Here is an 11,753-nt window from a genome sequence, read left to right as displayed (position 1 = left end):
TCACAGCCCGCCTGCCCCCAGGCCATCAGCGCGGCCGGGCCGGTCGCCTCGCGCGGCTGCCGGGCGGGCGGCGAGCCGTGGCCCGGCAGGGGGGTGTACGTCAGATGCGCGGGCGTGAGTCCGCCCAGGTCGGCCAGCAGGAACGCGTGGTGCTCCGCGATCGCCGGGGACGACCGCAGCTGCAGCGCCGGACGGTGCCCGCAGGCGCCGCCCGTCCACCGCGGCACCGGCGCGGTCACCCCGTCCCGCGCCACCCAGAGCGGTTGCGCGGGGGCGTTCGGACGGGCCAGGTCGCGTACCGAGGACTCCGCCACCCACGGCGCCAGCAGATACCGCAGCGCGCCGCCCCGCTCCTCCAGCACCACAGCCGCGGCCGTGGTCACGTCGGCGTCGTCCGCGCGGGCCAGCGCGAGGCGCTCACCGGTGCCCGACTCCCCGTACCGCACCAGGCGTTGGCCGTCGTGGAACACCACCACCGCGTGCCCGTCCACCGACCCGGCGTACAGCAGCCGCGGTGCGCGCGGCGGGGGATCGGCCGGGGTACCGGGAGCGCGGTCCACCCGTGTACCGGACGGCGGATGGGCCCACACGGCCAGCGCCCGGTCCAGCAGCGCGCGGTCGCGCACCCGGTCCCCGCGCGGGGGCCAGGCGGTGAAGTCCACTCGCGAGGTGTCCGCCCACGCACCGGGATCGACCCGGATCAGATCGCCGGACCGGGGCATGTGGACGTCCGGCGTGTCCGGTGCCGACCGGGTGACGGCGGCCAGCCCGCCGGCCGCGAGGGCCCCCGCCAGCACGGAGAGCGCGGCCACGCGCACCCGGCGGCGACGGCGGACCAGGTCGGTGGGGCGGGCGCGCAGGGTGCACGCGTCGAACTCGTCCGAGGTGAGCACCGCCGCGGCGGACGCACCGAGCGCGGCGTCCAGCCGGGCAGCCTCCCGTACCGCCATCCGGGCATCCGCGACCCCGGCCGCCTCCAGCACCCCGCGCGCGTGGTCGGCGGTGAGGCCCTCCACGCGGAGGAGGACGAAGGCGGCGCGGGCCGGGGCGGAGAGGTCGGAGAGGGCCTGGCCGAGCGCCATCTCCTCGGCCCCGCCCGAGCGCGGCGCCAGCCGCAGCCCGAACACCACGGGCAGCCGGGGCACCAGCAGCAGGGGTGGCCGGACCCCCTCCGGCCACAGCCGGGGCCGCCGGCACTGGGCGAGCGCCCCGCGCACCACCGCCAGCCGGAGCGAGCGGTCCGGGTCGGCCCCCGGTGAGCGGGCCGCCGGTACGGCGGGCGTGGCGTCGGGCAGGCTGCGTTGCACCAGCGAGTGCGCGGCGAGTACCCGGCGGTGCCGGCCGAGGGACGCCGGGAGGACGAGGTAGGCGAGGCGTACCAGCTCGGCGTACCGCTCGGCGAGTCTGCGCTCGGCGTGCAGCAGGCGGCTGCCCGAACCGTGCGGGGAACGACTGAGCGAGGACAGGACCATCGGGCGACTGCCTTCCACGGCCGGGGGCGTTCGGAGCTGGTGCTACGGCAAACGAGTGAACGCCGCTCGGGTCACCGCGTGCCTCGGCGCCCTGTCCGGCCCTCTCACCCTGTGGTCCACTTCCTGGACACCTCTTGGTGGTGGGCCCCGGCTGAGGTAGAAAAGGGCCCCATGAATCCCATGCCGCTGGTGCGACGCCTGGTCATCGACCTGTGCCGACGCCCGGCCGCGTGTTGTCGCTGACCCCCGCCGTCCGCGCATTCCTGACGGTCCGCTCCGCCCGGTGAGGTGAACCCGGGTCGGTACCAGGCGAGTTGTGTCTCGCAGGACCGGTGTCTCCCGCTGCGCAGGCGGCACTTCGCCGTACCCGCTCATCCACGACGCCGCTGTTACGAGGCCCCCATGGAGGCCGCCCGTGTCCCTTTCCCTGCGCCCGGAGAAGGCCGACCCGCTCCCGGCCGCCGTCGCACCCCGTCCCGCCCGCTCCGCAGGTCGCCTGAGGCGTAGTGCGCTGCCGCTCGGTTCGCTCGTCCTGTTCCTGCTCCTGTGGCAACTCCTCGCGGTGAGCGGCACCTGGAGCGAGACGCTGGTGCCGCCGCCCGCCAGGGTGTGGCGGGCCTTCATCGACGTGTCGACCACGCACGACGGGGTCCGGGGCTACAACGGCACCTATCTCATCGAGCACTTGGGCATCAGCCTGCGCCGCATCGCGTTCGGTGCCGGTATCGGTATCGCGGCCGGAGTGGTGTTCGGGCTGCTGATGGGCACCGTCGGCTGGGTGCGTTCACTCTTCGAGCCGTGGATCACCTTCCTGCGCACGCTGCCCCCGCTGGCGTACTTCTCCCTGCTGATCATCTGGCTCGGCATCAACGAGGAGCCGAAGATCACCCTGCTGGCCGTGGCCGCGTTCCCGCCGGTCGCCGTCTCCACCACCACGGCCGTGGCCGCCGTGCCCAAGGCGCTCACCGAGGCCGCCCGCGCGCTCGGCGCCTCGCGCTGGGACGTCGTACGGGACGTGGTGATCCCCTCCGCCCTGCCGGAGACGCTGACCGGCGTCCGGCTGGCCGTCGGCGTCGCCTACTCCTCCCTCGTGGCGGCGGAGTTGGTCAACGGGCTGCCCGGCATCGGCGGCATGGTCAAGGACGCCGCCAACTACAACAACACCCCGGTCGTGCTCGTCGGCATCATCGCCATCGGCATCTCCGGCCTGATCATCGACGGCCTGCTGCTGCGCCTGGAGCGGGCCGTCGTGCCCTGGCGCGGCCGCACCTGAGAAGCACACCGACTCCCGCGAGAAGAAACGGCACTTCCATGTCTCACGCCCCGCACCGCCCGTCCCGCCGCCAGCTGCTCGCGGGTGCGCTCGCCGTCGCCGCCACCGCTGCGGTCACCGGCTGCTCCACGGACAGCTCCGCCTCGGCCTCCGGCGCCGGGAAACGGCTGCGCATCGGCTACTTCGCCTTTCCCAGCGGCGACTTGATCGTCAAGAACAGAAAGCTGCTGGAGAAGGCGCTGCCGGACCACACCGTCACCTGGATCAAGTTCGACTCCGGAGCCAGTGTCAACCAGGCTTTCCTCGGCAAGTCCCTGGACATCGCCGCGCTCGGGTCGAGCCCGTTCGCGCGCGGGATATCCGGGCCGTCGCCGATCCCGTACAAGGTCGCCTGGATTCTCGACGTGGCGGGGGAGAACGAGGCGCTGGTGGCGCGGAAGAGCACCGGAATCCCGGACGTGGCCGGGCTGAAGGGGCGTACGGTCGCCACGCCGTTCGCGTCGACCTCGCACTACAGCCTGCTGGCCGCGCTGGACAAGGCCGGGCTGAAGCCGTCCGACGTCAAGCTGATCGACCTCCAGCCGCAGGCGATCCTCGCCGCCTGGCAGCGGGGCGACATCGACGCCGCGTACGTCTGGCTGCCCACGCTGGACGAGCTACGCAAGACGGGTAGGCAGCTCACCAGCAGCAGGCAGGTGGCCGGTTCGGGCAAGCCGACCCTAGACCTCGCCGTCGTCTCGGACGAGCTGATCGCCCGCGACCCGAAGGCGATCGACGCGTGGCGCAAGGCCGAGGCGGAGGCGCTGCGGCTGCTGAGGTCCGACCACGAGGGCGCGGTGAAAGCGGTCGCGGCCGAGCTGAACATCAGCGCCGCCGACGCCCGGGCCCAGCTCGCGCAGGGCGTGTTCCTCACCCCGGAGCAGGTGACCTCGGCCGAGTGGCTGGGCACCGACGGCAAGCCCGGCAAGCTGCTGACCTACGTCGGCGACACCGGCCGCTTCCTGGCCGCTCAGAAGCAGATCGACGCGGCGCCCTCCGCGGCCTCCGTCGAGAAGGCGTTCTACCTCAAGGGGCTGCCCGATGTCCTCAAGTGAGCTGGCGGAAGCCCAGGTCGGGTCAGGGGGAGCCGAGGGCGGTGCCGTCCGGCTGGACCACGTCATCCATCGGTACGGTGCCGTCACCGCCGTCGGCCCGGTCGATCTCACCGTGCCCACCGGGGAGTTCCTCGTCCTGGTCGGAGCCTCCGGCTGCGGCAAGAGCACCCTGCTGCGCCTGATCGCCGGGTTCGAGCGGCCCAGCGAGGGCACCGTGCAGGTCTCCGGCACCGATCCCCGCCCCGGCGACACGGCGGGCGTGGTGTTCCAGACGCCGAGGCTCTTCCCGTGGCGCACCGTGCGCGGGAACCTCGACCTGGCCCTGCGGTACGCGGGCGTCGAGCGCGCCCGATGGCCCGAGCGGCGGGCCGAGTTGCTGGCACGGGTCGGGCTGGAGGGCACCGAGGCGCGCCGGGTCTGGGAGATCTCCGGCGGCCAGCAGCAGCGCGTCGCCATCGCCCGCGCGCTCGCCGCCGAGAACCCGCTGCTGCTGCTCGACGAACCCTTCGCGGCGCTGGACGCGCTCACCCGGGAACGGCTCCAGGAGGACGTGCGCCGGATGGCCGCCCAGACAGGGCGCACCACGGTGTTCGTGACGCACTCCGCCGAGGAGGCCGTGTTCCTCGGCTCCCGCATCGTGGTGCTGACCAAGAGCCCGGGGACCGTCGCGCTCGACCTGCCGATCACTCTGCCGCGCGGTGCGGTGGACGCCGAAGAGCTGCGCGGCTCACCGGAGTTCGGGGAACTGCGCGCCGAGGTCGCGCACGCCGTGAAGAGCGCCGCCGCGGTCTGACCGCCGTACCGAGACGAGAAACCAGGTCCCGGACGGGGCCGTACCGGAAAGGACATCCGTATGAGCATCCTCAGCGACCGGCCCGCGGCGACGCGGTTGCCGCTCACCGAGCTGGGCCCGAACATCGGTGCCGAGATCGACGGCATCGAGCTGGCGCGCCTGGACGACGACGGCGTGCTCGCGCTGCGCGAGGCCCTGGTGCGCCACAAGGTCCTCTTCGTGCGGGGACAGCACCTGCTCGACGACGCGGGGCAGATCGAGCTGGGCCGCCGGCTGGGTGAGGTCACCGTCGGGCACCCGGTGCACGACTCCGGCGACGTGCCGCCCGAGGTGTACTCGCTGGACAGCCAGGACAACGGCTTCGCCGACGTGTGGCACACCGACGTCACCTTCGTCGCCCGGCCGCCCGCCGTCTCCGTGCTGCGCGCGGTGGTGCTGCCGCCCACCGGGGGCGACACCAACTGGGCCGACAGCCAGGCCGCGTACGAGTCGCTGTCGCCGGGGCTGCGGGCGCACATCGACACCCTCACCGCCGTGCACGACGGCTCCCGCGAGTTCGGCTACTACCTGGCCCAGCGCCGGCAGGGGAAGGGCAACCTGTGGGAGGGCGAGGTGTTCACGCAGCTCACGCCGGTGGAGCATCCGGTGGTGCGGGTGCACCCGGAGAGCGGGCGAAAGGGGCTGTTCGTGAACCCCGGCTTCACCTCGCACATCGTCGGCGTCTCCGAGCACGAGAGCCGGGGCCTGCTGGACATTCTCTACGCCCACCTCACCAAGCCGGAACATGTGGTCCGGCACCGCTGGCAGCCGGGTGACGTGGCCCTGTGGGACAACCGCAGCACCGCGCACTACGCCAACCGCGACTACGGCGACCAGCACCGGGTGATGCACCGGATCACCCTGCGCGGCGACATCCCGGTGGGGCCGCAGGCGTAAGGACGAAGGGGCTGCCCGGTCGTCGTCCGGGCAGCCCCCTCGTCCATCAGCCCCCGACCCGTGCGCAGTCGACCGGACCCGGCACGTACGGCTCCGGCGGTTCGGCGTCCAGCGCCCGCAGCACCGCCCTGGCCACCGTGTCGTTCTGCCGGAAGGCGGGCGCGTCGGTGCGGGGGCGGGCGAAGGCGGCGATGGCCCGGCTGTCGGTCGGGGCACCCAGGGCGATCCGGCGCGGGTGCGGCCGGCCCAGGCCGGGGTCGATCAGACGGCCGTCGGCGGGGGAGACGGTGATCCGGCCGGACCGGTGCCGGTGCGTGCCGTCGGCCACCACCTCCACCGCCAGCGCGCCGGTGCGGTGCAGGTGCCGCAGCAGCGGGTCCTCGGTGCGGTCCAGGTTCGGACCCGGCAGATACGCCTCGATCAGGGCGGTCGCGTGCACCGTGTGACCCGGCACCGTGGGACTCGTCGCCGTGAAGGTGCCGCTGGCCTCGTCCGTACCGACCCGGATGTCGGCGCCGAGGAAGCGCACCACACCGGCGCGGGACAGCGCGTCCAGCTCCCGCAGCCGGAAGCCGGGCGGTCCGGAGGCGAGGAAGCTGAAGAACCCGTGCCACCAGCCGTCCAGGTCGTCCGCCAGCGAGCGTGCCGTCAGCCGTCCGGAGGCCACCAGTCCGGGCAGTTGGCCGTACAGGGAGAGCAGTGCGAGGAACGCCCCGAGGTCGGCGCTGTGCTCCGGGTCCTCGCGGCGGGCCAGATCATCGCGGGCGTAGGCGCGCAGGTGCTCCTGGAAGGCCGCCGGGGTGTCGAAGACGAGACCGTCCAGCGGCCGGTCCAGCGCCTCGAAGTCCAGCCGGTCGGCCGGGTCGGGTACGGCGGTGGCGACCAGCCCGGCCAACCGGGCCGAGTACCAGCCGAATCGGTCGTACGCGGCCAGGAACTCCGGCCAGGGCATGGCCGTGCGCTCGGGGTGTGCGTGGAACAGCTCGTGGTAGTGGCCGAACCCGATCTCCTTGGCCATCAGCGGCCACACGTCGCGCCGCAGGTCCAGCGGACCGCCCCCCGCGGTCAGCGCGTCGACCGCCTCCGGGCCGAAGTACCGGGGGAGCGGCGGCCGGGGTCCCCGCAGCTGGTAGCCGGTCTTGGCGTGGTACGGCACCCCGCGCCGCGAGCCGACGTGCAGCACGGGTTCGCGGCCGGAGGGCAGGTAGGTCAGGGTGCCGTCCGGCTCGGTCCGGTAGGCGCCGCCCCGGCCCTCGGTGAGCAGCACCATCAGATCGACGAACGCCAGCCCGAAGCCGCGCAGTACGACGTCCTCGCCGGGCCGCAGTCCCGACAGGTCCGCGTCGGCGGAGAAGGCGGGCGGCAGATGGAAGCGCCCGTGCCGCCGGGCGAAGTCCGCGTGAACCCGGTGCGCCGGGGCGGGGGTCGAGCCGAGATGCCCCTGGGTCAGTATCACCAGGTCGGCGCGGAGCGGGTCGCTGCGGCCGGCCAGCCGGACCTCCTGGGGGCCGTCGGCCGGACCGGTGACCGAGGTCGCGGTGGTGCGGTGCCACTCGACGGTCACCGAGGGCGGCAGATCGGCCAGCGCCCGGCGGAACACCCAGTCCAGATACGCGCTTTGGGCCCGACGGGTCGGGAAGTCGGCCGGGCCCAGGGTGCGGAGCTCGGCGAGCACCTCCGGGTCGGCCGGTTCCGCGTACGGCGTGAAGCGCGGGGCGTCCGGGTCGGCGAACTGGGCCGCCCACTCGGCCAGCGAGGGGCCGGGGCGCACCGGGCCGTCCACGGTGGAGGTCTCGTCGGTGAACATGGTGACGTCCTCGGCCATGGAGTTCATCCGCAGCAGCGGCGACTGCTCGTGCCGCCAGACCCGGCCCGGACCGGGTGGATGCGGATCCACCAGATGGACACGCAACTCATGCTCTGCCGACCACAGTTCGGGCGCGTTGGCGCCGATGCGCTCCAGCAGCCCGGTGGCGCGAGGTCCCGCGCCGACGATCACCAGGGTGCGCGTGGTCACCGGTCACCGCCGAGGGGGGCGCGGCGGGTCCGGGCGCGCAGCACGGTCAGCCAGGGGCCGAGCCGGGCGAGCGGACTCGGCGCCAGGGCGCGGGCGGCGCCCCGGCCGTAGTACCGCTCCACGTGGTACTGGCCCACACTGAGCACCGACGTCACCGCGATGTACCAGACGGTGGCCACCAGCAGCAGCGGGATGACCTGGTAGGTCCGGTTGTAGATCAACTGGACGGAGAACAGCAGGTCGTGCACGGCCAGCACGCTGACGATGCTGGTGCCCTTCAAGGTGCCGATCAGCATGTTCCCGGCCGTCGGCACGATGGAGCGCATCGCCTGCGGGACGACGATCCGGCGCAGGGTGCGCCAGCTGCCGAGGCCCAGCGCCTGCGCCGCCTCTGTCTGCCCGGCGTCCACGGAGAGGATGCCGCCCCGGACCACCTCGGCCGCGTACGCCGTCTCGTGCAGTGTGAGGCCGATCAGCGCGGTCAGGGTCGGCCCGAGCAGGTTCACCGTCCTGACCGTGACGAACTCGGGGCCGAACGGGATGCCGATGCCGAGCGTCGGGTACAGCGCGCCGATGTTGAACCAGAACAGCAACTGCACCAGCAGCGGCGTCGAGCGGAAGATCCATACAAAACCCCAGCTCAGGGTGCGCAGCACGGGGTTGGCGGAGAGGCGGAGCACCGCGATGCCGGTGCCGAGCAGGAACGCCAGCACCATCACGGCGGCCGTCAGCCACAGGGTGAGCAGCAGCCCGTCGAGCACGGCGGCGGTGGTGAAGTACTGCCCCACCACCTGCCACTGGAAGGCGTCGTTGCGCACCACGGAGTTGAGCACCATGGCCAGGACCAGCAGTGCGACGGCCGCGGCGATCCAGCGGCCGAGGTGGCGGCGCGGCACGATCCGGGGCAGCTCGGTGTCGTCGGAGGGCGGCGCGGCCGCGGGGGGCTTCAGCAGGGAGGGAGAGGTGACATCGGAAGGCGTGGCCATCGGTAGACGCTCCGGGGAGGGAGGTGCGGACGTGGGCGACCGTCCGGTGGCACACGTACTCGCGTACGGTGCGGCCGGTGGCCTGCGTCGTCACGTGCCGCGTCCCTCAACGCGACCGGATGAGCCCGCCGCGTGACAGGCCCGTCCGCCGTCGATCGTATGGGTGTACCGCACATGTCTGTCAACCACACCTCCGCAACCACAGCGGACACGGCGTCGGTTGTGGTCCGACATGCGGTCATGGGTTGACGAAAAGCGAGATGCGCTGCTCAATTGACCGCATGGATGCCCAGCAGCGCTTGGTCACGCGCGATCACATCGACTTCGGTCGAGTGTGGTCGTCCTCGTGTTGCGCCTGACTCGGCAGCGGGCCGTCTGACCGGCCCTTTCCCTCCGCCGGCTTGAGCCCCGGCGCGGGCCGATGCCCACCCTTCCGCGCGCTGCCGCCGCACCGTCCCACTTTCACCCGACGCCCGTCGTCGTCACGCCGCTTTTTTGACGATCCATCAACTTCTGCACTGCGCAAGGCAGTTCAGTCCTGCACGCCTGCGCTTTCTCGCCGGAAAGGCTCACTCATGCCAGTGGAGTTCCTCGGCATAGCCGCGACCAACGACGGCTCCGAAACCACCCCGCGCTCGGGCGCGGCCTTCGACCGGGACTACACCCTCCGCCTCGCCCGGGCCCACGAGGACCACGGCTGGGACCGGGTGCTGTTCGCCTACGGCTCCGGCTCCCCGGACCCCGCGCCCGCCGCCGCGTACATCGCCGCCCGCACCGACCGGCTGCAGCTCCTGCTCGCCCACCGGCCCAACGTCTCGTACCCCACCTTCGCCGCCAAGACCTTCGCCACCCTGGACCAGATCAGCGACGGCCGGCTCACCGTCCACTTCATCACCGGCGGCAACGACCACGAGCAGCGCCGGGAGGGCGACACCCTCACCAAGGACGAGCGGTACGCCCGCACCCGCGAGTACATCGGGATCGTTAAGAAGATCTGGACCACCCACGAGGCGTTCGACCACGAGGGTGAGCACTACCGGTTCCACGACTTCGTCAGCGATGTCTTCCCCGTCCAGCAGCCGCGCCCCGGCGTCTCGTTCGGCGGCTCATCGGCCGCCGCCTACGCCGCCGGAGGCGCCGAGGCCGACATCTACTGCCTGTGGGGCGAACCGCTGGCCGAGACCGCCGCGCAGATCGAGAAGGTCAAGGCCGCCGCCCGTGAGGCCGGCCGCACCGAGGTGCCCCGCATCCAGGTCGCCTTCCGCCCGATCATCGCCCCCACCGAGGAGCTGGCCTGGGAGAAGGCACACCGCACGGTCGGCGCGATCAAGCAGCGCCGCGAGGCGGGTCTCGTCCGCCACCACCGCAGCGGAGCCCCCGAGAACGCCGGCTCGCAGCGCCTGATCGCCATCGCCGAGGCGGGCGAGCGCTACGACCGCGCCCTGTGGACCCCGACCGCAGCCGCCACCGGCGGCGCGGGCAACTCCAACGCCCTGGTCGGCACGCCGGAGACGGTCGCCCAGGCCCTCCTCGACTACTACGACCTCGGCGTCGACATCCTCTCCGCGCGGGGCTACGACCTGCTCGGCGACGCCATCGACTTCGGCCGCCACGTCATCCCGATCGTCCGCGAGGAGGTCGCCAAGCGGGACGCCGCCCGCGCGGGCGGCACCGGACCGCTCACGGCGGTGGGCGAGTGACCCTGCCCGCCCTCTCCACACGGTCCGTCGTCCACGTACCCGTCTCCGACCCGCGCGTACGGCCCCTGCTGCGCGAACTCGGCGAGGAGTACTCCGCCCGCTACGGCAAGGACGCGCACGCCGAACTCGCCCGCTACCCCGACGAGGAGTTCACCGCGCCGCACGGCGGTGTCCTCCTGCTGATCCTCGAGGGCGGCGAACCCGTCGCGGGCGGCGCCTTCCGCCGGTACGACGAGGCCACCGCCGAACTGAAGCGGATCTGGACCCACTCCGGCCACCGCCGCCGGGGCCTGGCCCGCGAGGTCGTCGCCGAGCTGGAACGCGAGGCGCGCGCCCGCGGCTACCGGCGGATCTACCTGACCACCGGACCCCGCCAGCCCGAGGCCCGCGCGCTGTACCTGAACACCGGCTACCGCCCGCTCTTCGACACCGAGGCCGACCCGGAGTCCATCGGCCCGCTGCCCTTCGAGAAACACCTCCGCACCGGAAAGGCCACCGCCCAGTGAAGCTCCCCGGCATCCCCGGCCGCACCCGCCCCTTCGTGGCCGCCGCCGCGCTCCTGCCCCTGCTGGCCCTGACCGGGTGCGGCTCCGGCGACCCCGCCGAGGCGACCGCGGCCGGCGGCTCCCCCGCACCGACCGCCGACCCCGTGGCCGCCGTCCACAAGGTCGACTCCGCCGCCGCCCTGCTGCCCGCCGACGTACGCTCCGCGGGCACCCTGCGCATCGGCAGCTCGGTCGGCGCGCCGCCCTCCGCGTACTACCCGAACGGCTCCCGCACACCCCAGGGCCAGGACATCGACATCGCCTCCGCCGTCGCCAAGGTGCTCGGGATCAGACTGGAGCGGCAGGACGCCTCCTTCGAGACCATCCTCCCCGCCCTCGGCAGCGGCAAGTACGACGTGGGCACCGGCAACTTCGGCGTCACCACCGAGCGGCTGAAGACCATCGACTTCGTCACCTACATCGACGACGGCCAGGGCTTCGCCGTGAAGCAGGGCGACACCTCCTTCGGAAGGAAGATCACCGACCTGACCCAGCTCTGCGGCCGCACCGTCGGCATCAACGCCGGCACCACCTTCGAGGCCACCCTCGCCGCACAGAAGGGGGTGTGCGCCAAGGCCGGCAAGAAGCCGTACGAGGTGAAGGTGTACTCGGAGAACGGGGCGACGATCACCGCCCTCCAGCAGGGCCGTATCGACGTGATCATGTCGACCATCAACGGCCTGCGCTACCAGGCCGCCCAGCCCGCCGCGCACACCGCGTTCCTCGGCGAGTACCACCGCCTCGACGTCGGCTTCGCCTTCAAGAAGGGCTCGAAGCTGACCAAGGCGTTCCAGGCCGCCGTCAACGAGCTGATCAAGAACGGCACCTACGACCGCATCCTCAAGAAGTGGGGCACCACCGGCTCCGCCATCGACAGCTCGCGGATCAGCCCGCCCGAGCACGCCTGAGAAGCGACGGAACCCACCATGACCACCGC

Annotated in this window: 10 protein-coding genes; 7 read left to right on the top strand and 3 right to left on the bottom strand. The window is 72.9% G+C overall.

Annotated elements, in window-relative coordinates:
* Nucleotides 1-1,490: hypothetical protein (locus CCN33_RS12445; RefSeq protein WP_140394521.1), on the bottom strand; the 1,490-nt coding region annotated here is incomplete at its 3' end.
* A 478-nt stretch (nt 1,491-1,968) separates the two neighbouring features.
* On the opposite strand from CCN33_RS12445, the gene CCN33_RS12440 reads away from it, so the two are divergent.
* The 4 genes from CCN33_RS12440 to CCN33_RS12425 are packed head-to-tail and all read left to right on the top strand — an operon-like array spanning nt 1,969 to nt 5,568.
* Entirely contained in the window at nt 1,969-2,745 is a 777-nt protein-coding gene (locus CCN33_RS12440) for an ABC transporter permease (RefSeq protein ID WP_086693695.1), read from the top strand.
* 38 nt (nt 2,746-2,783) lie between these two features.
* On the top strand, nt 2,784-3,839 hold the full coding sequence (locus CCN33_RS12435) for a taurine ABC transporter substrate-binding protein (protein WP_086693691.1): 1,056 nt from the start codon (nt 2,784-2,786) through the stop codon (nt 3,837-3,839).
* Nucleotides 3,826-4,632 carry an ABC transporter ATP-binding protein gene (locus CCN33_RS12430; protein ID WP_086693690.1) on the top strand — a complete coding sequence of 269 codons (807 nt, stop codon included), beginning with the start codon at nt 3,826-3,828 and terminating at the stop codon, nt 4,630-4,632. Before CCN33_RS12435 ends, CCN33_RS12430 begins: the two co-directional genes overlap by 14 nt.
* Nucleotides 4,633-4,692: 60 nt before the next feature.
* Nucleotides 4,693-5,568, top strand: a complete 876-nt coding sequence (locus tag CCN33_RS12425; protein WP_086693689.1) for a TauD/TfdA dioxygenase family protein — start codon at nt 4,693-4,695, stop codon at nt 5,566-5,568.
* Between the two features lie 46 nt (nt 5,569-5,614).
* Here CCN33_RS12425 and CCN33_RS12420 read toward each other — a convergent pair whose 3' ends face one another.
* Nucleotides 5,615-7,585 (bottom strand): FAD/NAD(P)-binding protein, encoded by a 1,971-nt coding sequence (locus CCN33_RS12420; protein ID WP_086693688.1) that lies wholly within the window; start codon nt 7,583-7,585, stop codon nt 5,615-5,617.
* Entirely contained in the window at nt 7,582-8,571 is a 990-nt protein-coding gene (locus tag CCN33_RS12415) for an amino acid ABC transporter permease (RefSeq protein ID WP_086693687.1), read from the bottom strand. The genes CCN33_RS12420 and CCN33_RS12415 overlap by 4 nt, the downstream gene beginning before the upstream one ends.
* A gap of 575 nt (nt 8,572-9,146) precedes the next feature.
* Between CCN33_RS12415 and CCN33_RS12410 the strand changes: the two genes are divergently transcribed.
* Genes CCN33_RS12410 through CCN33_RS12400 form a run of 3 tightly spaced genes read left to right on the top strand, consistent with a single transcriptional unit; the run spans nt 9,147 to nt 11,724 of the window.
* The gene (locus CCN33_RS12410) at nt 9,147-10,271 is read left to right on the top strand and encodes an LLM class flavin-dependent oxidoreductase (RefSeq protein ID WP_086693686.1); all 1,125 of its coding nucleotides are present in this window, start codon (nt 9,147-9,149) and stop codon (nt 10,269-10,271) included.
* A 2-nt stretch (nt 10,272-10,273) separates the two neighbouring features.
* Nucleotides 10,274-10,777, top strand: a complete 504-nt coding sequence (locus tag CCN33_RS12405; RefSeq protein WP_086693694.1) for a GNAT family N-acetyltransferase — start codon at nt 10,274-10,276, stop codon at nt 10,775-10,777.
* Nucleotides 10,774-11,724: an ABC transporter substrate-binding protein gene (locus CCN33_RS12400; protein ID WP_244173775.1), complete on the top strand. Its 951-nt coding sequence runs from the start codon at nt 10,774-10,776 to the stop codon at nt 11,722-11,724. The genes CCN33_RS12405 and CCN33_RS12400 overlap by 4 nt, the downstream gene beginning before the upstream one ends.
* Nucleotides 11,725-11,753: the final 29 nt, after the last annotated feature.

Origin of the sequence: Streptomyces recifensis (assembly GCF_002154615.1) — a bacterium.
Lineage (GTDB): Bacteria > Actinomycetota > Actinomycetes > Streptomycetales > Streptomycetaceae > Streptomyces > Streptomyces griseoluteus.
The sequence above is the reverse complement of the archived record's forward strand: the minus strand, read 5'-3'. Positions and strand labels throughout refer to the sequence as shown.

What these genes read in the sequence shown, in the direction of transcription:
- CCN33_RS12410 (WP_086693686.1), top strand. Translation starts at nt 9,147, where the DNA reads ATGCCAGTGGAGTTCCTCGGCATAGCCGCGACCAACGACGGCTCCGAA.
- CCN33_RS12425 (WP_086693689.1), top strand. Translation starts at nt 4,693, where the DNA reads ATGAGCATCCTCAGCGACCGGCCCGCGGCGACGCGGTTGCCGCTCACC.
- CCN33_RS12415 (WP_086693687.1), bottom strand. Translation starts at nt 8,571, where the DNA reads ATGGCCACGCCTTCCGATGTCACCTCTCCCTCCCTGCTGAAGCCCCCC.
- CCN33_RS12435 (WP_086693691.1), top strand. Translation starts at nt 2,784, where the DNA reads ATGTCTCACGCCCCGCACCGCCCGTCCCGCCGCCAGCTGCTCGCGGGT.
- CCN33_RS12430 (WP_086693690.1), top strand. Translation starts at nt 3,826, where the DNA reads ATGTCCTCAAGTGAGCTGGCGGAAGCCCAGGTCGGGTCAGGGGGAGCC.